The following is a 19,815-nucleotide window of genomic DNA, read 5'->3' as shown; positions in this document are numbered from 1 at the left end:
TTCGGGAATTGCACGGGAATATAGGAAAATGCGCAACACTCTCAACCCCGGGCTTTCAGCATTGCTTAAGCGTGATCGCCCAATCATGCGGCAGATGCAGGGGAAACGGGGTTTGACGATGTATCTCAAGCGTGTGGATGGCCCGCGGCAGGTCACACTGCCGGATGGCCAGATCCTGACCCGCGCCGATCTTCCCGCGCCGGACACCCGCCGCTGGGTGGCCAGCCGCAAGGCGGTGGTGGTCCGCGCGGTGATTCACGGCCTGATCACCGAGGCGGAGGCGATGGAGCGGTATTCGCTTTCGGAGGAGGAATTTGCCCTGTGGCGCGGGGCGGTGGAAACCCATGGCGAAGGCGCCCTGAAGGTCACGGCGATCCAGAAATATCGACAACTTTAGGTTGTTTCATGCCTGCGCTCTGTCAAAGTAACCTCACATTAACCAGTGGCTGCGAGTGTCGTTAACGATGGTGATGTGACCCAGACCCTGGAGCGGAGATTTCCCCGATGCGCATTTTGCTGGTGGAAGATGACCCCACGACCTCGCGCAGCATCGAACTGATGCTGACCCATGCGAACCTCAACGTCTATTGCACCGACATGGGGGAGGACGGAATCGACCTGGCGAAACTTTATGATTACGATCTGATCCTGCTGGACCTGAACCTGCCCGATATGTCCGGGCATGAAGTTCTGCGCCAGATCCGGCTGGCGCGGATTGAGACACCGATCCTCATTCTCTCCGGCGCCGATGATACCGAGAACAAGCTGAAAGGCTTTGGCTTCGGCGCGGATGACTACCTGACCAAGCCCTTCCACCGTGAGGAACTGGTCGCCCGCATCCATGCGATCATCCGCCGGTCCAAGGGGCACAGCCAGTCCGTCATCCGCACCGGGGCGATCACCGTCAATCTGGACCAGAAGACGGTAGATACCGAGGGCAAGGCCATCCATCTGACCGGAAAGGAATATCAGATGCTGGAGCTGCTCTCCCTGCGCAAGGGCACTACGCTGACGAAGGAGATGTTCCTGAACCACCTGTACGGCGGCATGGATGAGCCGGAGCTGAAGATCATCGACGTGTTCGCGCGCTCATGTAATCCGTTCAGAATCAATGCGTTACGCTTGTTCTGTGACACGTGCTGAGACACGTAATGTGACACAAATTCACCCGCTGACGCGGGGGCCATCCGCAAGCCACCGACACAGAAAAGGGGCCAGCTTGGCCCCTCTCTCGCTCAGTCGTCGTGGCCTTCGCCCGCGTCAGCGGGTGCGCTGTCGCGCCACCTATCGAGCAATTACTGTGGCCTAGCCTTCGCGCATGGGTAGCGCCGAGCACATCCATTCTGCTAGAAGATCAAGACGCTTCTCACTACAGGGATGCTCGCGCCCGGAAGATGCGAAAAGCCCCAAGTGTCCAATTTTTGCCGCGCTTTGCATGTCCAGAAGCCGTCTGGCACGCGGGAGCACTTCAAAAGCTGCGCCCTAGCAACCAACCAGCCATTGCGAAGATCGTGAACCGCGTAGTAGGATTTGACCATGACATCAGCAGCTAGTCGCCTTACTGCCGCTCGAACGGCCAAACGGGATGAATTTTACACCCAATACATCGACATTCAGAAAGAAGTCGAGGCGTACTTGGAGTTCGATCCCAATACCTTTCGAAACAAAGTCGTATACTGCAATTGTGACGATCCGTTTGAAAGCAACTTTTTCAAATATTTTGCCACAAACTTCAATCGACTTGGATTAAGAAAGCTCATTACCACGAGTTGCGGCGGATCATCTATTGCAGGGGCGCAGCTATCGTTCAGTGAGTATTTAGAAGGCGGTGGTAAGCCCCAAGAGCCGAATGCAGTCGCTCTTGAGATTGAGGAAGTGAACGATCTTAACGGCGACGGCGCACGGGACATTGAGGACGTCAGATTTTTTTTGCAGCAAAACCCTCACAAACGAACCAGACTCCTACAAGGCGGCGACTTCCGAAGTGAAGAATGCGTCAACCTCCTGAAACTATCCGATATAGTCGTTACAAATCCACCGTTCTCGCTTTTTAGTGAGTACATTGCCCTTCTCACTGAGCATGAAAAGAAGTTCCTCATAATTGGCAACACGAATGCAATCACATATCAGGATGTGTTTCCGCATATAATGGCTAACAGGTTGTGGCTTGGGTGTACCAACTTCAATGTCGGTATGTTCTTCGAAGTGCCTGATAACTGGGAAAAGTTCCACCACATCAACGAGCAGACCGGCAAAAAAATGGCTAGGGTCTCGACCTCGTGTTGGTACACAAATATCGACCATGGTCGCCGTCATCGTCCTCTTAGCCTTATGACAATGGCAGATAACCTTCGCTATAGCTCTGGGCTGAGGGGGAAGTCTGCATATGACAAGTATGACAACTACGACGCTATTGAAGTGTCTACCTATAAAGAGATTCCCAGCGACTATGATGGAGTTATGGGAGTACCAGTGACATTTCTTGACAAGTATAACCCCGATCAATTTGAAATTGTGGGGACGCTGGAGTCTAGTGATCCGAACAATCCTTACAGGACGCGCTGGTACTCTGCACAGGATCAAAAAGACGCCTACTTTAGGCGATTTGGGAAGCCCGGAAATATCCCGCTGAATATGTCTGGCGTAATTAACGACGTAAAGGTCTATAAGCGGATTCTTATTCGGCATCGCCGGACTGCGAAGAGTTCAGAGGAGTTGAATAATTGAAAACAACGCTCATTACCGATCTCACAGTCGCAGATATTTGCGATGGATTCGTATACAATCAACTTGAAGGAAAGGGCTTGTTCGGCCTTAGTGGCAAGCTAACTATCCAACCTGAGTATCAGCGGAATTACATCTACGCCGAAGGTGGGGGGCAGCGTGAGCAAGCAGTTATCAACTCACTGCTTGAAGGGTACCCTCTCGGTCTAATTTACTTTAACAAGGTTGGCGATGATCAATTCGAAGTTCTCGATGGGCAGCAACGCATCACAAGCGTTGGTCGCTTTGTAACAAATAAATTCGCCATTTCAGAAAACGGAAACCCAAAAAATTTCGATAGCTTAGCCTCTGATCTTCAAAAGAAGATACTTGAGTCCAAGTTTCTGATCTATGAGTGCGAAGGGTCTGAAACTGAGATAAAAAAATGGTTCGAGACAATTAACATCGCCGGCGTTCCGCTTAAGCCGCAAGAGTTGTTGAACGCCATTTACTCGGGTCCCTTTGTCACAAGGGCTAAAGAAGAGTTTAGTAACAGTCAAAACGCAAACATTCAGAAGTGGAGTGCCTATATAAAGGGCAGCGCCAATCGTCAAGACTTCCTTGAGCGAGCGCTTGACTGGGTAAGTAGGGGCGACATTGGCTCATATATGAGCGCAAATCGTAACTCGAACAACATTAATGAGCTTAGGAATTACTTTAATAGCGTTATAGATTGGGTTTCGACTGTCTTCCCCGATGTGATGCCGGAAATGAAGGGCTTAGAGTGGGGTAGGCTGTATGAAGAATACCATAACAAAAGTTATGATTCAAAGAAGGTTTCCGAAGCAGTTAGGCAACTTTCGTCTGATGATGAAGTGACGAACCGGAAAGGGATTTTCGAGTTTGTATTAGGTGGGTCCATTGACACCAAGTTGTTGAACGTCCGCGTTTTTGACGACAAAACGAAAAAGTCGACTTACGCGAAGCAAACGCAAGCTGCGCAAGCCAAGGGGGAGTCCAACTGTCCGCTTTGCGCAATAGGGCACGACTCGAACAAGGGCAGAATTTATGGATTTGGCGAGATGGATGCCGATCACGTCTCAGCGTGGAGCAAGGCGGGAGATAGTTCCTCAAAAAACTGTCAGATGCTTTGCGTGACGCACAATAGAGCGAAAGGAAACCGTTAGATGTTTTCGCAGCAGGTTTCGGTATGGTTGCATTGCAACCAGTAAGCGGTGACTGAGGCGCTCGCGCGGAAAGATGGTAGTACCCCGGACGGGTCCCCCGCCCATTTGAAACAGAATCCGACGGCAAGGCGAGCCAAATCGATTGCTGATTTGAGCTTGCTCTCCGGCTGAGTGACAATTGTTTTAGTAGGAATGGGCGTCCTGTACGAGACGATAGACCGACGAGCGCGCAATGCCTAGTTTCTTGGCGATTGCTGTCGGACTCATTCCTTCCGCCTTAAGCTGCACCACTTTTTCCGCGTCCAATGTAACAGGGCGACCCCTGAACGGACTTTCTGCGCCTTTTGCAAGTGCCGCGTCGATCCCTTCCCTTTGACGCTCAGCCCTGATCGTGGCTTCAAACTCACCAAACGCGCCAAGTATTGTGAAGAACAGCTTGCCAGCGGCGGTGCTGGTATCAATGGGTTGCTCTAGAACGCGCAGATGCACTCCCTTGTCTTCAAGTGTCTTGGCGATTTCCAAGAGGTCGCGCGTCGAACGTGCCAGACGGTCGAGGCGCGTACACACGACAGTGTCACCCTTGCGGATACCACGCCCCAGAAGCTCAGCCAGCGCCTGCCTTCCGTCGCGGCTGCGCCCGCTCACCTTCTCGGAATAAAGGTGTTCCGGGCTGACGCCCGCCTTGCGCAGGGCATCTTCTTGAACGTCGAGCGACTGCCCCCGGCTTGATACCCGCGCGTAACCGATCAACTCACCCATTATCTGCCCTTTCTGTCCGATTTGACTGTCCTGCAAATCATAACTGTACGAAAAATGATTCGGCAAGTCTAATAGGACACATTCGGAGGCATTTTCATTGTCCTGTGTGAGTATACTCAAATCGTACAAGTGGTGCTCATGGGTTCTGTCCGATCTGGCTGCCGATTTGACCTTGGGGTGCCGCGTGCTCGTTGGGGGGCGCAATCGAACCTGTCGGGCGATGACCGGAGGCGAACCGCGTTCGCGATCCTCAGACGGCATGCCGAAGGCTAGACGCGAGCCAGTTGTATGAGATGCAGGAGTTAAGGAAATCTGAATGCAACTTTTCCCTTATAGAAAAGTGCCTTCCCGTCAGTACCTGAGCAGGCGCTTAAGGGCGTTTTGAGAGGCGAAGAGGGGGAGGACGGGGTCCCTGAGCTGCAACTCCATGTCATGTTAAAAAACAAAGTTGCCGCGAGTTGCAGGCCGACTGGTGCGCGTCAAAGTGCTGTTTCGGCCATCAGGACAGCGCGCCCACGTCTAGGTACAGAACGGTATAACGCTCGTTAGGTCAGTTTGTATCAGGTCAATGCAGAAAAGTGTATTATAATCAATGATTTGAATGGGAAACAATCGGTTTTCGGGGGTGGCGGGACATAATCCCAGACTGTTTAAGTCAGGCAAATGTGCACGGTCTGGGGGATTACGTCGCTTGAGGCGCGCGGCTGCTGGAAGGACAATAAGAGGTAGCGATGAAGGAGGTTGCTGAGACTGTTCAACGCGCGAGCAGGTGTGATAGCTTTGCTCGTGTTAGATGAAATTAAGGGAAGTTCCATGCCCCCTGTTAGGCGAAAGTGCTTTATCTCGTATCACCATGCTGACCAAGAGCTAGTGAATCGGTTTGTTCGTGATTTTGACCATACTCACGACACCTTCATAGCTCGCGGGCTGGGCGAGGAAATGCCCGGCGATGTTATTCAAAGCACAGATACCGACTATGTCATGAGGCGGATCAGAGAGAAGTTTCTTCATGACACGACCGTGACGATAGTGATGATGGGCGCATGCACATGGTCTCGGAGGTATGTTGATTGGGAGATTCTTTCTTCACTTCGCGCCGGTCAGTATACCTATCCTAACGGCTTACTAGGGATCAAGCTGCCGGGCTTCACTACGTTCCCTCCCCGTTTCGAAGCGAACCTGTCAACTGATTGGCCCCGCATTGATTGCTATGCGCGGCATATGGAATACCCGGCTACACTTGACCAATTGCAGACAGCAATTGAAGCTGCTTATCAGCGCCGCACCACGCATGCACATCTTATCAAAAACCCAAGAGAGAGAATGTATAACAATAGGCAGTGCTGATGGAGCAACAAATCCCGACTCAAGAGTCTACTGGCGCTGATTTAGTGTCTCTCGTCCTGTCGGAGGACTGGAGTCTAAGCATTTATGCGTCCCCCGTTGCGGTCATAGCTATTTTGATCGTTGTCTTTCTCGTATGGCTCGTGATGCGTATATACTTCAGGCAGCGCCTAACGGACTTTCAAATTGATAGCGCTGAGTTTGGCTTGGGGGATCAGAAAATTTCCCTTAGGCTGAATGACACTGATAGGCAGATTGCATATTCGATCTGGGTGGAATTGAGCACTAGAAAGATTGGATTGCCAATTGATATCGAAGATGACGTGATTTCTGAAATATATGATTCATGGTTTGCCTTCTTTAGCGTTACACGTGAGTTAATCAAAGATATCCCTGTTTCAAAGGTTAGGACGGATAGTACAAGTAAGATCATCAACCTTTCAGTTGAAGTTCTTAACGAAGGTCTAAGGCCGCACCTTACAAAGTGGCAGGCCCGGTATCGGCATTGGTACGAGAGGCAATTGGATAAAGCAGATGATGTTGATCCTCAAGGCTTGCAGAAAAGATTTCCTGCTTATGAAGCACTCAAGGCAGATATGCTTGAGGTGAACCAAAGGTTAATAAGGTATCGACACAAGATGAATGAACTAGTCACAAAGTAAAGGTGAGTGATGATTAATTATTACACGCGGAGTCAGTTCGTTTCCTTTGGTGACTCACTAGATGCGCAGATGCGCACTGAAATAAGAAAGCGTGCTGAGGGTCGCTCCCCTTCAAATGCGACGTTTCTATCCCATTCCAGTAAGGACAGTGATGTTCTGGTTCCAGTCATCAGAATTTTGGAGAACCATGGAGCGAGTGTTTATATTGATAAAAAGGACCCAGCCCTTCCACCATACACCAGCAAGAAGACTGCGCTGGTTTTGCGTGACAGAATAGGTCAAGCTAAGAAATTCGTTCTACTTGCAAGCGAGAACAGCAAAGATAGTCGCTGGGTCCCATGGGAGCTTGGAATTGCAGATGGACGAAAGTCAGAATCGAATATCGCAATCTTTCCAGTTTTGGAAAAGCAGGGTGATACACAGTGGATGTCTTGGGAATACATTGGGTTGTACGATCGAATTGTTTATGGAGATTTGAATGGCTACAGCGAACCCGTTTGGATGGTTCTCGACTATCGGGAGAACGAAGCGACCGAACTTAGTAAATGGCTTGCTCGCTGATCGTCGGCTGTGCGGTCCTGTTTCAAACTATAGCGGGATGTAGTCTATTGATCGAGGTGTCGCCGTAATTTGCGGGGGTACGGGGGTACTTGCGGGGTAGGTTTTGTCTATCCCCGCGCAGTTTGGCCCTTGTAAATAAGAAATTCTGCGGGGGTTACGGTGGTACCGGGGGTAGTTCTTCAATTCAGAAGAATAGAAATAGATAATATTTGCAGAACACACTGACCCATTATCGCTATGGGGTAAGTGGGCAAATAATATTCCCTGTAGGGGGTGGGGAGTACAGCGCGTTACCCCCGCAAGCCACCGAACCCCCGTAAAACTATCATAAGCCACTGTATTTTTTAGAAAAAATCTTGCGGGGGCAGATTTTACACCCCAGCAAGTACCCCCGCAAACAGTCGTTACCCGCAAAGGAAAGGGCCGCTCACGCGGCCCGTACCTTCACACCAAGACGGTAAACCTTCGTCTTGTTCCTCGTATCGTCCAGCGTGGTGAAGGTCAGTTCCTTGTCCCCACTGCGCCACGGCTTCCGCGCTACCGTCTGCATGTTGCGTCCGATCCGCCCGGCAGACTCGTACTGCCCGCTAACGCGGTCATAGCCCCAGTTCGGAATCAGGATAGGTTCCACCCCTACATGGTCATCGCCTGCGCGCGCCTCACCATTCAAGACCGCCTGCAAGCTCACCACGTCCAGCTCTTCAAACGGGGTGTTGCCGCCGGGCCGGAAGAGAGTGCCGGGCGGGAAGTCAGCCAGCACGTCAATAAACTGCTGCATTGCGTCCTGCGACGAGTCCCGCGCCTTTTCCTGTTCTTCGTCCTGCCCGAGAAGGAAGCCATCAATCCCGGCGGCGTCCAGAATGCCCCCGATAACGCCAGCCCATGCGCCATAGCTGCCCCGCGTGATACGGTCCTGCGGAACCGCACCCTGCGCCACCCAGTTCTGAATGAGCGTCAGGCAAGCCCAGACAAGTTCGCCCCGGTGTTCCGAAACCCATGCGCGAAGGTCCTTGTGACGCCAGCCACCCGCCGGGGTGCGGTTTTCCGGGTCAGCTTCGCCCGCGTCCAGCGGGATAAAGATAAGGCGGCGCAGAATTTCCTTGCTGGCCTCAAAGTTGTTTGCGGTGAAGCCCCAGACGGCGCGCACTTCTACGTCAACCGTTTCAGACGCGCCCAAGATACGCGCGCCATAGGTCGGTGCAGTCATCGCCATAGCCAATTCGGCGCTGGCAATGGCGTCATGCGCGTTGTCGAACCGCACGCGCCGGGGGACTTTCTTCAAGACACTGGTCAATGTCTTCCCCATTTCATCGCCCTTCGGAGGGGCGATTGCCGGGGCAGGTTTGGCCGAGTCGATCATGGCGCACATATCGTCCAGAAGCGAAGCCCCGGTGCCGGGGGCGGGCTTCGGCTTCAAGCTGTTCCGCCGTCCACTGTTCGCGCGCCCGTTCGGCGGCGGCGAACCGAAGGCGGCGGTCTGCCCGGTTCCGGCGGCGGGGCGGGTCGGCGTCGAAAACGAAAGCGTCAGCCATTTTCCGCCCCGGCGTGGAACTCCCTACACAGCCCCAGCGGATCAACGGAACGGCGCGCGTGGATTACATCGAGGGCGAAGTCTTCGCAGAAGAGCTGGGTTTCACCTTCCACCGGGCCAGAGGTGCGCACCCAGCGCTTGAGGTCGGACGACAGTTCAAACTTGCAGCGGCGCGCCACAAGGTAGGCGTAGCGCTTGCCGAACACGTCAACCAAGTCGGAGGCGTCCAGCACAAGGCGCGAAGGCGGCTGAGTGGTGTGGTGGCGCACTTCGCGCATGAGAATGTGCGCATAGGCTTCGATCAGGTCAGAGTCGGTCTGGGACGTCATTTCTGCCCTGACGGCAGGCAGAAGGGTGGCGGCGTTTGCCATGATAAGAGGCTTTCAGATTAGATATAGGGAGGGGGTGGCAGACTTAACCCGGCTGCCACGGGCGGCGCTTTGCAGCGCCTTGACGCGCAGCCCCGCTGCGGTCCTTCCACGCCCCCTGACGGGGGCGCAGGCTTTTCAGTCAGTAGCGCGCGCGGGCATGGGCAGCGAGTGCCCGCCACTTTGCCTTCTGTTCTTCACTCGCAACAGGCGCGGTCACAGGCCGGGTGAGACGCCACAACTCGCCCCACTGTTCGGCGGTGAGTTCGTCGCCCCATACGGTGCGGCGCGTGCCATCCGCGCGGGGCGGGGTGACGTAGGACTCGGGGTGCCCACCTTCCCGGCGGATTTGATCTGCCATTTCGCGAAGGGTCATGCTGCCACCCCGTGGCAGGCGAAAGGGGCGGCAGGCCATCCGCCCATGGCTTCGGCAATGGTCAGCATATCGAATGCCCGGACCGTTTGCAGGTCAGGGCCGAAGAGCCACCCCCGGCGCTGGTCGTGCTGAAAGGCTTCAAGCCAGTTCGGCCTGCGCCGGGGGTGGCGCAGTTGTTCGATGATCTCCGCGACGGTGAGGCGGCGGGAAAGGGTCGTGACAGTCATTCGCGCCCCCTCAGCAAAGCCCGGCTGCGCGCGCTGCCGCAATACGCTGCGCGGGCGGCAGAGACCGGACCCACACGAGTCGCTCGGCCTCTTGCTCTGCGGTCAGCGGCTGGGGGGCGGACTGTTCAAGGTGGGGGCGCTGGCGCTCAAGCGCACGTCCGATTTCCATGCGCTGCGCCGGGGGCAAGCGGCTCAGTTCGGCGTGCAAGGCCGAACTTTTCTGATCAAGCTGCGCGAGCATTTCCCGGCGCTCGAGTTGTTCGGCAGCCGGGCCGCGCCGGATTTCCGCCATTGCGTCCGCCGTATCAAGGCCAAGGTCCGTAAACACGGCGATTTTTACCGCGCCCAGCGCCTTGAGGTCTTCACGGCTGATTTCCAGCCCCTCTTCGCGGGCGCTTCCGATCAGTCGTTCTGCGATAGCGTCGAAACGGGCCATTGCCCGTGCATCGCCCGCCATCGCGGTATCAAAGTTGGTGGTGTCAGTCATTGTCGTTTCATCCGTGGGCTGCGACCATTTGAATGGTCATAGAGTCGTTTTCGGTGGCGGGGACGGCGGGCGCGTCGGTGAGGGTCGGGGCGATCATTGAGTCAATCTCATCGCGGGTCAGGCGGGCAGCCATTTGCAGGAAGCCTTCCATGGCGCGCGGGTCGTCCAGAATGGCGCGGATGCCTTCCGGGTCCCCGCCGCGCCGGGCAATCGTCTTTGCAGTTCGGGGGTGCGAGAGGCAGAGGCGGCGCAGACAGTTGACGCGGTGGCTCATGCCGCCACCGGAATCTGACTCAAAATCGGGCCGCGCGCGCTGTGCAACAGCGCGAAGCGGTAAGCAAACTGCCCCCAATCTTCGCGGGAGGCAGGCAGCCCGGACCGGTCATCCGCGAGCACGAACCGAAGGATTGCCGGGTGGCGCAGGATCAACAGGCGCTGCCGTTCGGGGTCATTCAGAAGCGCCGATAACTTCGTGGAGTTCGCGAGACCGTCAAAATAGGCGGAACGGGCGCAGTAGATTCTGTCTTCCGTGCCGTCCACATGCGCGGTCAAGAAGGCTTCCAGCTTCCGGCAGGCACCAAGCTCAGCATCCCCGCCCTGAAACGTCACAGAGTCATCCTTCGCGCGGCGCAGAAGGTCGGGGGCAACGTGGGCATATTTCTTGCCAAGCAGGGGGAGGCAGTCCGCGAGCTGGTACCTTTTCACCTTCCCGTCGCGGGCAAAGGGCAGGCCTGCCACGCGGGCGCTCACGATCCGCGAGCTGACGCCGCAGGCGTTCACATAGTCGGTCTGGGTGATCGTCAATCCCATCTTTTCTTCCGGTCAAACTTTTCGCTTGCATATTTATAGCACGTATGGAAGCGAATGTCACGAATCGGAGAAAAAACGGTTCAAGGTCAGCATTGCTGACCTATTTCGGCGGCGCACCGATCCTGACAGGCAGAAAGCAAAAGACCGCCTGACGGCGGGCTTGACCAAGTCCGAACCGGGCAAGCCCGCATCCGTCCTCGCAGACATTCGTCCGCGAGCCGTCTATCCGTCGCGCGGTGTCGCCGCCCCGCTTGGTGGGCTTGTCGATATTCAGCCTTGACGCTGGCCCGCGTCAGCGGGTTAGTCCTCGCCATCGTTCTGAACGTAACTGTCTAGATCAATAAGCGGGTCGATCTTGTCCATGCTGCGCTTGAGGGCCTTCATGCGTGGGCCTGACCCATACAGCGCCTTGGACCCAAGCTCAGCTTTGCTGCGCCCGGCAATTTCTAGGTTATGGATAAGGTCAATTCCCACGGCGGTGGCGCAGTCTTCCCAGAGGTGCCGAAAGCTGTGGAAGGTGTAGCGGGAGTCCGTGATCCCTAGATTTTTGCGCAAGCGTTTGTTGAACCGCCCCGAGAACTGGATGCTGACATATCCCCGCTTGTCTGGGGTCATGGGCTGCAATCCCTTCGCTGTCTCATTCTCGAAAAGGTATTCGTCCTTGGCGCGTGTGGAGGCGTATTCAATGAAACCAGCGTCCAGTACTGTTTGATGAATCGGGATAACCCGTTCGCTTGACTGGTTTTTGGTCGATTGCCGCGCGTCTTCGTCAGTGACTTGCAAACACCACGTATCCCCGACTTGGAAGACGTTCGCCCCAAGAAGCTGGCAAATCTCGCCCTGCCTGCAACCCATGTACGCCGCGAGAAGCGGCCCCCAGCGATCAACTGACCCAGCGGCGCGGCCTGCCGCATCATTCAGGGTGGCTTCGGCCATATCGCGGGTGAAGGGCAGGCGGGATTTCCTTTTGGCTTCTGAGTTGCGCTTTTGGGGGGAGATTAGGGTGAAGCGCGCCCAAGGGTCGGTGGCAATGTAACCCAGCGATATTGCCAACGGGATCAATGCCCGCAAAGCGCCCACGTGCTGTGTGATGGTCACTTCATCAACGGGGGGGAGGTTCTTCGCCCTCCCTACCTTGATCTTGTCCATGAACGACAGGTCACGAAGCTCTTTCGTGTTCTGCCGTGCCGGTAGCTGCCGGTATGCGAAGACAAACTCGCGCAAATGGTCCATCGACAGTTCGGACAGAGGTAGGTCGCCCGCAAAGTCTATGAATCTGTCCGCGACCATCTTCCAGCGTAGGACCGCCCCGGCCTTGACGTGGTTCAAGCCTTCCAACTTCTCGATCAGTTCTCGAAGCCCGAAGCTTTCCGGGTCTTTCACCTTCTGACCCAACGCCCTTAGCGTCTTCGCCTCTCTGACATGCTGAGCATCAAACTCGGCCAGTTCCGCCTTGTACGTGGCCCTAGACACCGCGCGTGCGGTGATCGTGGAAGGGGCGGGGATAAGTTCGTCTTGCTCGTGGGCAGGCACGTTGCGGCGTGTGTCGGTCTTAACGGCTGCAATCGTTGTGTCGGCGTCGGTGATCCCTCCGCCTGCGATCAGGAAGGCCCGCGCAGTATCGTGGCGGTCATGCTGCGTCCGAAGGCGAGTTACGTCACCGGCTTCGTCAAAAATCGCTCGCTGATCTGGGGGCAGGGTCTCGAAAGCCGCCGCGAGAGTGGCGCGCCGTTCAAGCTCTTCCAGTTGGAGGAGGAATTCTGCCTTTTTCTTGGTTACGAGATTTCCCGCCTCGACACGGGAGTCCGTGTGCATGGCTGCGCGGTACCAGTCGGACCCGCCATAGAACTCAGCTTGAAGCGGTTTTGGGATGCGCAGGTTGAATTCATACATGCGGCGTTTGCCGCGTATCCTAGTGCCGGGAACGTCTGTTTTTGCCATCGTTCAAACCTCAATGTGACACAAGTTGTGACACAAGTTGTGGCCGGATTCAACTCGTAACATAATGATAATAAACAAATCATAAGGTTATGTCTGTTAAGCTGAAGATCATCGACGTTTTCATCTGCAAACTGCGCAAGAAGCTGGCCGAGGCGACGGGCGGCAGCAATTACATCGAAACCGTCTGGGGCCGCGGCTATGTGCTGCGCGATCCGGCCGGAGAGGCCAAGCCCGCGCCGCGTCTGGCGGCCAGCGCCTGACCTTTACCATTCCGCGCGTGCCGCATACCTTCCGGGCCTGACCAAGCGGAGGCGGCAATGGACGCGAAACCTGTGGATGATCTGTCCGAGGCGGAGGCCCGGGCCGAACTGGCCGCGCTGGCTACCGCGATTGCGGCTGCGAATGAGGCGTATCACGGGCGCGATACACCGGATATTTCCGACAGCGCCTATGATGCGCTGAAGCGCCGCAATGCCGCCATTGAGGCACGGTTCCCGGCCCTGAAGCGGAAGGACAGCCCTTCCGATCATGTGGGCGGCGCGGTAGCCGAGGGGTTCGGCAAGGTGCGTCACAAGGTGGCGATGCTGTCGCTGGAAAACGCTTTCGAAGACGGTGATGTGGCGGGGTTCGACGAAAGGGTGCACAATTTCCTCGGCCATCCCGGTCCGCTCCTCTATACCGCGGAGCCGAAGATCGACGGGCTGTCCCTGTCGCTGCGCTATGAGGACGGAAGGCTGGTGCAGGCCGCCACCCGCGGCGATGGCGAAACCGGCGAGGATGTGACCGCCAATGCCCGCACCATTGCCGATATTCCGCAACAGGTGGACGGCGCCCCTGCGGTGATGGAAATCCGCGGCGAGGTCTATATGTCCCATGCCGATTTCGCCGCGCTGAACGACCGGCAGGCTGCGGCGGGGGAGAAGACCTTCGCCAATCCGCGCAATGCCGCCGCGGGCAGCCTGCGGCAGCTGGATGCCACGATCACTGCGGCCCGCCCGCTGCGGTTCTTTGCCTATACTTGGGGAGAATTGTCGGCGCCGCTGGCGGCGACCCAGATCGGTGCCATTGAGCGGCTGGCGGGGATGGGCTTTCCGACCAATCCGCTGACCCGGCTGTGTGACGGGCCGGAGGCGATGCTGGCGCATTACCGCGGGATCGAGGCGCAGCGTGCCACGCTGGGTTATGATATTGACGGCGTGGTCTACAAGGTGAACGACCTTGCGCTGCAATCCCGTCTGGGGTTCCGCGCGACCACGCCCCGCTGGGCGGTGGCCCATAAATTCCCGGCCGAACTCGCATGGACCCGGCTGGAGGCGATCGGCATTCAGGTCGGCCGGACCGGCGCGCTGTCGCCGGTGGCGCGGCTGACCCCGGTCACGGTGGGTGGCGTGGTGGTGTCGAACGCCACGCTGCACAATGAAGACTACATCGCCGGGCGCGACAGCGCGGGCCAGCCGATCCGCGATGGCAAGGATATCCGCGTGGGCGACTGGGTGCAGGTCTACCGCGCGGGCGATGTGATCCCGAAGATCGCCGATGTGGACCTGTCGAAACGGCCGGAGACGGCCGTGCCCTTCGTCTTCCCCGAAATCTGCCCCGATTGCGGCAGCCCTGCCATACGGGAGCCGGGCGATTCCATCCGCCGCTGCACCGGAGGGCTGATCTGCCCCGCGCAGGCGGTTGAGAAACTGAAGCATTTCGTCAGTCGTGCTGCCTTTGACATCGAAGGTCTGGGCGTGAAACAGGTGGAGTTCTTCTATTATCTTGGCCGGATTTCGGTTCCTGCCGACATCTTCCACCTCGCCGCCCGCGACGGGAGCGAGGCGGCGCAGGTCGCCCCTCCGGCAGAGCGTCTGGCCGATGCCGCGGGTGAGGGCGCGCCGCTTTGGGGCGATCTGCACGACCGTCTGGCCGAGATGGTCCGTGCCTCCGGCATGCCGGTGCAGGACGGGGTGCGCGACAGTCTGATCTTCGGGCTGACCCATCTGGCGCGGAAACCCCTGGCGCAGGTGAAAGGCTTCGGCGCCAAATCGGCCACCAAGCTTTTTGTCGCAATCGAAGAAAAGCGGGTCATTCCCTTCGAGCGGTTCCTTTTCGCGCTTGGCATCCGCCATCTGGGCGAGGTGGCAGCCAAGGATCTGGCCCGCCACTATCTGACATGGGACGCGCTGCGCGGTGCCATCGACGCGGCCCATCCCGCGGCGCAGGCGCATCTGGCCGCGGATGAGGCCGAGGCGGCTGAGCGGGCCGCGGCGACCGAGGAGGGGCGCCGTGCAAGGGTGAAAGAGCGGCGCGATCAGGCCTTTGCCGGCGTTCCGGACGAGGCCCGCGCAGCCTGGGAGGAAATGCTTTCGATCGAGGGTCTGGGCGCCGTTCTGGCCGCCGCTCTGGTCACGACCCTGGCCGCTGGCAGTCCCGAACGGTCCGCGGTTGAGGCGCTGGTGGCCGAACTGTCCGACATCACGCCCCCGGCCGCCCGGGCCGCGTCCAGCCCGGTGGCCGGGCTGACCGTGGTTTTCACCGGCACGCTGGAAAAGATGACCCGGGCCGAGGCCAAGGCCCGGGCCGAGGCTTTGGGCGCCAAGGTCGCGGGCAGCGTCAGCGCCAAGACCGATCTGCTGATCGCCGGTCCCGGGGCGGGATCGAAGGCGAAGGATGCTGAGCGTCTGGGGATCGAAATGATTGACGAGGATGAATGGCTGCGCCGGATCGGCGCGGGATGAGCCGGCCGGAACTCCTGTTCCCGCTGTTCGCGGATCTGGAGACGCTGGACGGCGTCGGCCCCAAGACGGCGCAGGCGGTCGAGGCGCTTGGCGTCACCCGGCCCAAGGACTTTCTCTTTCTCTTGCCGCAATCGGGCATCGACCGGACCCGCCGCCTCAGCGTGACCGACATCCTTCCGCCGGGCACCGTCACCGTTGAGGTCACGGTGGGGGCGCATCAGCCGCCGCGCCGCAAGGGCGGACCCACCCGGATCGCGGTCAGCGACCCGCGGGCGGACTGGTTTCTGGTCTTTTTCCATGCCCGCGGCGATTACCTGATGAAATTGCTGCCGCCGGGCGAACGCCGGGTCGTCTCCGGCAAGGTCGAGGTTTTCGACGGCATTGCCCAGATGGTTCATCCCGACCATGTGCTCCTGCCGCAGGAAGCCGAAAGCCTGCCCGCGCATGAGCCGGTCTATCCTCTGGCCGCGGGGGTGACGCAGAAGGTGATCCAGAGGGCGGTTGCGGCGGCGCTGGCCCGTGCGCCCGATCTGCCGGAATGGATTGATCCGGCCCTGAAGGCGCGGGAGGGTTGGCCGGACTGGCGCGCGGCGGTCGCCTTGGCGCATGCGCCTGCGGATGCAGCGGCACTGGCGCCCGCCGATCCGGCCCGCGCACGGCTGGCCTATGATGAGCTGTTCGCCCATCAGCTGACCCTGTCGCTGGCGCGGGCGGCGCTGCGGCGGGGGCGCGGCCTGTCCACCACCGGCAGCGGGCGCTTGCAGGCGAAGGTTCTGGCGGCGCTGCCCTACCGGCCCACGGGCGCGCAGACCCGGGCGGTGGCGGAAATCGCGGCCGATATGGCGGCCGAAACCCGGATGAACCGGCTCTTGCAGGGCGATGTGGGGGCGGGCAAGACTTTGGTCGCCATGCTGGCCCTGCTGATCGCGGTCGAGGCGGGCGGGCAGGGTGTGCTGATGGCGCCGACCGAAATCCTCGCCCGCCAGCATCATGAGGGGCTGGCGCCTTTGGCCGCCGCGGCGGGGGTGCGGCTGGAGCTGCTGACCGGGCGCGATCGCGGCGCCGACCGCGCCGCCAAGCTGGCTGATCTGGCCGCGGGGCGGATCGGCATTCTGGTCGGCACCCATGCGGTCTTTCAGAAAGATGTGGAGTTTCAGGATCTTCGTCTTGCAGTGATCGACGAGCAGCATCGCTTTGGCGTCGCGCAAAGGATGGAGCTGGGCGCCAAGGGGCAGGCGGCGGATGTGCTGGTGATGACGGCGACGCCGATCCCGCGCAGTCTGGCCTTGGCCAGCTACGGCGACATGGATGTTTCCGTGCTGGATGAAAAGCCGCCGGGGCGAAAGCCGATCCGCACGGCTTTGGTCTCTTCCGCCCGGCTGGAGGAGGTGGTGGGCCATCTGCGCCGCGCGATTGCCGAAGGTCGGCAGGCCTATTGGGTCTGCCCGCTGGTCGAAGAATCCGAGGTGGTGGATCTGACCTCCGCCGAGGAGCGGTTCAAATCGCTGCGGGCCGTGCTGGGCGAGGGGCGGGTCGGACTGGTCCATGGCCAGATGCCCCCGGCCGAGAAGGACGCCGCCATGGCCCGCTTTGTGGCAGGAGAGACGGCGGTTCTGGTGGCCACCACCGTGATTGAGGTGGGGGTGAACGTGCCCAATGCCAGCATCATGGTCATCGAACGGGCCGAGATCTTCGGGCTGGCGCAGCTGCACCAGCTGCGCGGACGGGTGGGCCGCGGCGAGGCGGATTCGACCTGCCTCCTGATGTATCAGGCCCCATTGGGGGAGACGGCTGAACGGCGGCTGAAGACCATCCGCGACACTGAGGACGGGTTCCGCATCTCTGAGGAGGATCTGGCGATCCGCGGCGCGGGTGATCTGATCGGCACCGCGCAATCCGGCCTGCCGCGGTTCCGGGTGGCCGATCTGGAACGCCAGTCGGGCCTGATGGCGGTGGCGCAGATGGATGCGCGCAAGCTCCTTAACGATGACCCCGCGCTGGAGGGGCCGCGGGGCCGGGCGGCGCGGCTGCTTTTGTGGCTCTTGGATCAGGACCGGGCGATCCGGCTGATCAATGTTGGTTGAATGTTCTCACATGTTCGTAAAATGTTCTTTACGAATCGCGAGGAGTATGAGAACAAGATAGCAACTTGAGCACAGGAGATACCGATGATCGCCCGTCTGAAAGCTGCCGTCCGCCGTTCCGATGCCTCGATTGCCGGGGATGTGGCCGGTCTCGCCCTGCTCTTTGCGCTGCTCTTCGTGGCGCTTGCCGTTCCCGCCTCGGTCTGAGGCACCTTCGTTTCTGCCTGCGGTCTGTATCCCCAGGCGCCCTGGTCTTCCTGTTCCGATCTGTCCCGATCCCGAAGACCCGCGCCACAGACACGCCCCTTCCGCCGCCGTCGCAACCCGACGTGCGGCGGTTTTTTTATCCGGCGGCGGCCTCTGCGGTTTCGACCGCTGCGCAGGTCGCTTCCAGCGCCAGAAGGATGGAGGCATGGCGGTTGCGGTAATCCCGGGCGGGAATCAGCACCTCATAGCCTTGAAACGGTGCGTCGGGCACCGGCCCGCCCGCAGTCAGCATGGCCTCCAGCTGATCGCGCGCGCAGCGCAGTTCGGCGCCGTTCCGCCCGATCACCACCTGTGCCAGCACCGCGGCCGAAGCCTGACCAAGCGCACAGGCCCGCACCTCCTGCGCGAAATCCGCCACCCGGCCGTCGCGCAGCACCACATCCACGCTCAGCGTCGATCCGCAAAGCGGCGACCGGCGACGTGCCGTCCCGTCCGGCACGGGCAGGCGGCCAGTGCGCGGAATATTCGCCGCCAGTTCCAGAATGCGCCCGGAATACAGCCGGATCAGGTCCTGTTCGCTCATGCCCTTGCCCCTTTGCCCCGGGCTATGTAATCCCGCCCGCGCGGCCCGCCAAGGAGAGCGCCATGACCTTCGACCCTGCAAGCCTGAAATTCGACGCGGACGGGCTGATCCCCTGCATCGCGCAGGACCATGCCTCGGGCGAGGTGCTGATGATGGCGTGGATGAACGCGGCCTCGGTGGCGAAGACGCTGGAGACCGGGAAAGTGACCTACTGGTCACGCTCGCGTCAGGCATTCTGGGTCAAGGGCGAAACCTCGGGGCACCTGCAAAGTCTTGTCGAACTGCGGGTGGATTGTGACCGCGACGCGCTTCTGGCACTGGTCACGCAGGAAGGCCCGGCCTGCCACACCAATCGCCGATCCTGCTTCTATACCGCGATCCGCGCCGGCGATGAGGTCGAGATCCTTCAGCCGATGGTCTGAAGCCCCAGCATCCGGCGGATGTCTTCCGGCGTGGCGCCCTCGGCCCGATAGAGCGACAGCGCGCGGGCATCGTCGCGCTTGGCCAGCCGCTTGCCCTGATCGTCACGGATCAGCCGGTGGTGGTGATAGGCTGGCGTTGGCAGGTCCAGCAGGCGCTGCAACAGGACGTGGATCTCCGTCGCCTCGGCCAGATCCTCGCCGCGGGTGACCGTGGTCACGCCCTGAAAGGCATCGTCCAGCACGACGGACAGGTGGTAGGACGTGCCCATGTCACGCCGCGCCAGGACGATATCGCCCACACCGGACAGCATCGCCTGCGCGTCGATCCGGCGCAGGCCGGGGCAGGTGGGGCCGGTCTCCCGATACTCCAAATCGCGGGTGCGGTTCACCGCACGGGTCAGGTCCAGCCGGATCGCCGCGCCCTCGGCCACCGGGCGTCCGCGGCAGGTGCCGGGATAGACCGGGCCATCGGGGCCGATCACCGGAAAGGCGCCCTCCTGCGGGGCGGACAGCGCGGCGCGGATGTCGCCGCGGGTGCAGGTGCAACCGTAGAGCAGGCCCATGGCCTCCAGCCGCTCCAGCGCCGCACGATAGGCGGGCAGGCGGCTGGACTGATAGAGCACCGGCCCGTCCCATGTCAGGCCCAGCCAGCCAAGATCGTCCAGCGCCGCCAGATCCCAGCCCCCGCGCGACCGGGCGCGGTCGATATCCTCCATCCGCACCAGAAACCGCCCGCCCGAGGCGCGGGCCATGTCATGGGCCACGATTGCAGCATAGGCATGGCCCAGATGCAGTGGTCCGGTGGGAGACGGGGCAAAGCGGGTAACTTCGCCCATCACA

The 19,815-nt window shown here is 59.5% G+C and carries 22 protein-coding genes and 2 pseudogenes; 13 read left to right on the top strand and 11 right to left on the bottom strand.

Features of this window, described 5'->3' with window-relative positions:
* Positions 1 to 118 precede the first annotated feature (118 nt).
* From ACO2Q5_RS20455 to ACO2Q5_RS20440, 4 genes and pseudogenes are all read left to right on the top strand, one after another.
* Positions 119 to 397 carry a DUF1153 domain-containing protein gene (locus tag ACO2Q5_RS20455; RefSeq protein WP_423294496.1) on the top strand — a complete coding sequence of 93 codons (279 nt, stop codon included), beginning with the start codon at positions 119 to 121 and terminating at the stop codon, positions 395 to 397.
* Between the two features lie 107 nt (positions 398 to 504).
* Positions 505 to 1,083, top strand: a pseudogene (gene ctrA, locus ACO2Q5_RS20450) (response regulator transcription factor CtrA); the annotation flags it as partial.
* A 453-nt stretch (positions 1,084 to 1,536) separates the two neighbouring features.
* The gene (locus ACO2Q5_RS20445; protein ID WP_423294494.1) at positions 1,537 to 2,727 is read left to right on the top strand and encodes an adenine-specific methyltransferase EcoRI family protein; all 1,191 of its coding nucleotides are present in this window, start codon (positions 1,537 to 1,539) and stop codon (positions 2,725 to 2,727) included.
* Positions 2,724 to 3,890 (top strand): DUF262 domain-containing protein, encoded by a 1,167-nt coding sequence (locus ACO2Q5_RS20440; protein WP_423294492.1) that lies wholly within the window; start codon positions 2,724 to 2,726, stop codon positions 3,888 to 3,890. The genes ACO2Q5_RS20445 and ACO2Q5_RS20440 overlap by 4 nt, the downstream gene beginning before the upstream one ends.
* Before the next feature lie 183 nt (positions 3,891 to 4,073).
* Here the strand turns inward: ACO2Q5_RS20440 and ACO2Q5_RS20435 are convergent, their stop codons facing one another.
* Positions 4,074 to 4,778 carry a recombinase family protein gene (locus ACO2Q5_RS20435; RefSeq protein ID WP_423294490.1) on the bottom strand — a complete coding sequence of 235 codons (705 nt, stop codon included), beginning with the start codon at positions 4,776 to 4,778 and terminating at the stop codon, positions 4,074 to 4,076.
* 612 nt (positions 4,779 to 5,390) lie between these two features.
* Between ACO2Q5_RS20435 and ACO2Q5_RS20430 the strand changes: the two genes are divergently transcribed.
* From ACO2Q5_RS20430 to ACO2Q5_RS20420, 3 genes are read left to right on the top strand one after another with little or no spacing between them, the layout of a single operon-like run.
* The gene (locus tag ACO2Q5_RS20430; RefSeq protein WP_423294488.1) at positions 5,391 to 5,996 is read left to right on the top strand and encodes a TIR domain-containing protein; all 606 of its coding nucleotides are present in this window, start codon (positions 5,391 to 5,393) and stop codon (positions 5,994 to 5,996) included.
* Positions 5,996 to 6,655: a hypothetical protein gene (locus tag ACO2Q5_RS20425; protein WP_423294486.1), complete on the top strand. Its 660-nt coding sequence runs from the start codon at positions 5,996 to 5,998 to the stop codon at positions 6,653 to 6,655. The genes ACO2Q5_RS20430 and ACO2Q5_RS20425 overlap by 1 nt, the downstream gene beginning before the upstream one ends.
* 9 nt (positions 6,656 to 6,664) lie before the next feature.
* Positions 6,665 to 7,216 carry a toll/interleukin-1 receptor domain-containing protein gene (locus ACO2Q5_RS20420; RefSeq protein WP_423294484.1) on the top strand — a complete coding sequence of 184 codons (552 nt, stop codon included), beginning with the start codon at positions 6,665 to 6,667 and terminating at the stop codon, positions 7,214 to 7,216.
* 427 nt (positions 7,217 to 7,643) lie between these two features.
* Here ACO2Q5_RS20420 and ACO2Q5_RS20415 read toward each other — a convergent pair whose 3' ends face one another.
* The 7 genes from ACO2Q5_RS20415 to ACO2Q5_RS20385 all read right to left on the bottom strand — a co-directional run bounded on the left by ACO2Q5_RS20415 (position 7,644) and on the right by ACO2Q5_RS20385 (position 11,015).
* On the bottom strand, positions 7,644 to 8,576 hold the full coding sequence (locus ACO2Q5_RS20415; protein ID WP_423294482.1) for a hypothetical protein: 933 nt from the start codon (positions 8,574 to 8,576) through the stop codon (positions 7,644 to 7,646).
* Positions 8,577 to 8,740: 164 nt separating this feature from the next.
* Complete coding sequence (locus ACO2Q5_RS20410) at positions 8,741 to 9,118, bottom strand: hypothetical protein (RefSeq protein ID WP_423294480.1); 378 nt, start codon at positions 9,116 to 9,118, stop codon at positions 8,741 to 8,743.
* A 139-nt stretch (positions 9,119 to 9,257) separates the two neighbouring features.
* Positions 9,258 to 9,491 (bottom strand): hypothetical protein, encoded by a 234-nt coding sequence (locus tag ACO2Q5_RS20405; RefSeq protein ID WP_423294478.1) that lies wholly within the window; start codon positions 9,489 to 9,491, stop codon positions 9,258 to 9,260.
* Positions 9,488 to 9,718 (bottom strand): hypothetical protein, encoded by a 231-nt coding sequence (locus tag ACO2Q5_RS20400; protein ID WP_423294476.1) that lies wholly within the window; start codon positions 9,716 to 9,718, stop codon positions 9,488 to 9,490. Before ACO2Q5_RS20400 ends, ACO2Q5_RS20405 begins: the two co-directional genes overlap by 4 nt.
* A 10-nt stretch (positions 9,719 to 9,728) precedes the next feature.
* Entirely contained in the window at positions 9,729 to 10,205 is a 477-nt protein-coding gene (locus ACO2Q5_RS20395) for a hypothetical protein (RefSeq protein WP_423294474.1), read from the bottom strand.
* A 7-nt stretch (positions 10,206 to 10,212) separates the two neighbouring features.
* Positions 10,213 to 10,479, bottom strand: a complete 267-nt coding sequence (locus tag ACO2Q5_RS20390; RefSeq protein WP_423294472.1) for a hypothetical protein — start codon at positions 10,477 to 10,479, stop codon at positions 10,213 to 10,215.
* On the bottom strand, positions 10,476 to 11,015 hold the full coding sequence (locus ACO2Q5_RS20385; protein WP_423294470.1) for a hypothetical protein: 540 nt from the start codon (positions 11,013 to 11,015) through the stop codon (positions 10,476 to 10,478). Before ACO2Q5_RS20385 ends, ACO2Q5_RS20390 begins: the two co-directional genes overlap by 4 nt.
* On the opposite strand from ACO2Q5_RS20385, the gene ACO2Q5_RS20380 reads away from it, so the two are divergent.
* Positions 10,999 to 11,295: a hypothetical protein gene (locus tag ACO2Q5_RS20380; protein WP_423294468.1), complete on the top strand. Its 297-nt coding sequence runs from the start codon at positions 10,999 to 11,001 to the stop codon at positions 11,293 to 11,295. The two genes, ACO2Q5_RS20385 and ACO2Q5_RS20380, sit on opposite strands and share 17 nt — an antisense overlap.
* A 20-nt stretch (positions 11,296 to 11,315) precedes the next feature.
* Here the strand turns inward: ACO2Q5_RS20380 and ACO2Q5_RS20375 are convergent, their stop codons facing one another.
* Positions 11,316 to 12,956: a hypothetical protein gene (locus ACO2Q5_RS20375; RefSeq protein WP_423294466.1), complete on the bottom strand. Its 1,641-nt coding sequence runs from the start codon at positions 12,954 to 12,956 to the stop codon at positions 11,316 to 11,318.
* Between the two features lie 98 nt (positions 12,957 to 13,054).
* Between ACO2Q5_RS20375 and ACO2Q5_RS20370 the strand changes: the two are divergent.
* From ACO2Q5_RS20370 to ACO2Q5_RS20355, 4 genes and pseudogenes are all read left to right on the top strand, one after another.
* Positions 13,055 to 13,216: pseudogene (locus tag ACO2Q5_RS20370) on the top strand (winged helix-turn-helix domain-containing protein); the annotation flags it as partial.
* Between the two features lie 57 nt (positions 13,217 to 13,273).
* A complete protein-coding gene (gene ligA, locus ACO2Q5_RS20365; protein WP_423294464.1) occupies positions 13,274 to 15,679 on the top strand; it encodes an NAD-dependent DNA ligase LigA in 2,406 nt (801 codons plus the stop codon).
* Complete coding sequence (gene recG / locus ACO2Q5_RS20360; RefSeq protein WP_423294589.1) at positions 15,676 to 17,763, top strand: ATP-dependent DNA helicase RecG; 2,088 nt, start codon at positions 15,676 to 15,678, stop codon at positions 17,761 to 17,763. The genes ligA and recG overlap by 4 nt, the downstream gene beginning before the upstream one ends.
* Positions 17,764 to 17,847: 84 nt before the next feature.
* Positions 17,848 to 17,970 carry a hypothetical protein gene (locus ACO2Q5_RS20355; RefSeq protein ID WP_423294462.1) on the top strand — a complete coding sequence of 41 codons (123 nt, stop codon included), beginning with the start codon at positions 17,848 to 17,850 and terminating at the stop codon, positions 17,968 to 17,970.
* 136 nt (positions 17,971 to 18,106) lie between these two features.
* Here the strand turns inward: ACO2Q5_RS20355 and ACO2Q5_RS20350 are convergent, their stop codons facing one another.
* Positions 18,107 to 18,553, bottom strand: a complete 447-nt coding sequence (locus tag ACO2Q5_RS20350; RefSeq protein ID WP_423294460.1) for an iron-sulfur cluster assembly scaffold protein — start codon at positions 18,551 to 18,553, stop codon at positions 18,107 to 18,109.
* Between the two features lie 62 nt (positions 18,554 to 18,615).
* Between ACO2Q5_RS20350 and hisI the strand changes: the two genes are divergently transcribed.
* Positions 18,616 to 18,975, top strand: a complete 360-nt coding sequence (gene hisI / locus ACO2Q5_RS20345) for a phosphoribosyl-AMP cyclohydrolase (RefSeq protein ID WP_423294458.1) — start codon at positions 18,616 to 18,618, stop codon at positions 18,973 to 18,975.
* Here hisI and gluQRS read toward each other — a convergent pair.
* Complete coding sequence (gluQRS, locus tag ACO2Q5_RS20340; RefSeq protein WP_423294456.1) at positions 18,960 to 19,811, bottom strand: tRNA glutamyl-Q(34) synthetase GluQRS; 852 nt, start codon at positions 19,809 to 19,811, stop codon at positions 18,960 to 18,962. The two genes, hisI and gluQRS, sit on opposite strands and share 16 nt — an antisense overlap.
* Positions 19,812 to 19,815 lie beyond the last annotated feature (4 nt).

The sequence above is a fragment of the Neotabrizicola sp. VNH66 genome (genome assembly GCF_049445895.1).
In the GTDB taxonomy this organism is placed as follows: Bacteria; Pseudomonadota; Alphaproteobacteria; order Rhodobacterales; family Rhodobacteraceae; genus Pseudogemmobacter.
The sequence above is the reverse complement of the archived record's forward strand: the minus strand, read 5'-3'. Positions and strand labels throughout refer to the sequence as shown.

Excerpts from the sequence above, each read along its gene's own strand:
- ACO2Q5_RS20395 (WP_423294474.1), bottom strand. The coding sequence starts at position 10,205 with ATGACTGACACCACCAACTTTGATACCGCGATGGCGGGCGATGCACGG.
- ACO2Q5_RS20350 (WP_423294460.1), bottom strand. The coding sequence starts at position 18,553 with ATGAGCGAACAGGACCTGATCCGGCTGTATTCCGGGCGCATTCTGGAA.
- ACO2Q5_RS20390 (WP_423294472.1), bottom strand. The coding sequence starts at position 10,479 with ATGAGCCACCGCGTCAACTGTCTGCGCCGCCTCTGCCTCTCGCACCCC.
- ACO2Q5_RS20385 (WP_423294470.1), bottom strand. The coding sequence starts at position 11,015 with ATGGGATTGACGATCACCCAGACCGACTATGTGAACGCCTGCGGCGTC.
- gluQRS (WP_423294456.1), bottom strand. The coding sequence starts at position 19,811 with ATGGGCGAAGTTACCCGCTTTGCCCCGTCTCCCACCGGACCACTGCAT.
- ACO2Q5_RS20445 (WP_423294494.1), top strand. The coding sequence starts at position 1,537 with ATGACATCAGCAGCTAGTCGCCTTACTGCCGCTCGAACGGCCAAACGG.
- ACO2Q5_RS20400 (WP_423294476.1), bottom strand. The coding sequence starts at position 9,718 with ATGACTGTCACGACCCTTTCCCGCCGCCTCACCGTCGCGGAGATCATC.
- ACO2Q5_RS20425 (WP_423294486.1), top strand. The coding sequence starts at position 5,996 with ATGGAGCAACAAATCCCGACTCAAGAGTCTACTGGCGCTGATTTAGTG.
- ACO2Q5_RS20405 (WP_423294478.1), bottom strand. The coding sequence starts at position 9,491 with ATGACCCTTCGCGAAATGGCAGATCAAATCCGCCGGGAAGGTGGGCAC.
- ACO2Q5_RS20420 (WP_423294484.1), top strand. The coding sequence starts at position 6,665 with ATGATTAATTATTACACGCGGAGTCAGTTCGTTTCCTTTGGTGACTCA.
- ACO2Q5_RS20455 (WP_423294496.1), top strand. The coding sequence starts at position 119 with ATGTATCTCAAGCGTGTGGATGGCCCGCGGCAGGTCACACTGCCGGAT.
- ligA (WP_423294464.1), top strand. The coding sequence starts at position 13,274 with ATGGACGCGAAACCTGTGGATGATCTGTCCGAGGCGGAGGCCCGGGCC.
- hisI (WP_423294458.1), top strand. The coding sequence starts at position 18,616 with ATGACCTTCGACCCTGCAAGCCTGAAATTCGACGCGGACGGGCTGATC.
- ACO2Q5_RS20410 (WP_423294480.1), bottom strand. The coding sequence starts at position 9,118 with ATGGCAAACGCCGCCACCCTTCTGCCTGCCGTCAGGGCAGAAATGACG.
- recG (WP_423294589.1), top strand. The coding sequence starts at position 15,676 with ATGAGCCGGCCGGAACTCCTGTTCCCGCTGTTCGCGGATCTGGAGACG.
- ACO2Q5_RS20355 (WP_423294462.1), top strand. The coding sequence starts at position 17,848 with ATGATCGCCCGTCTGAAAGCTGCCGTCCGCCGTTCCGATGCCTCGATT.
- ACO2Q5_RS20375 (WP_423294466.1), bottom strand. The coding sequence starts at position 12,956 with ATGGCAAAAACAGACGTTCCCGGCACTAGGATACGCGGCAAACGCCGC.
- ACO2Q5_RS20415 (WP_423294482.1), bottom strand. The coding sequence starts at position 8,576 with ATGATCGACTCGGCCAAACCTGCCCCGGCAATCGCCCCTCCGAAGGGC.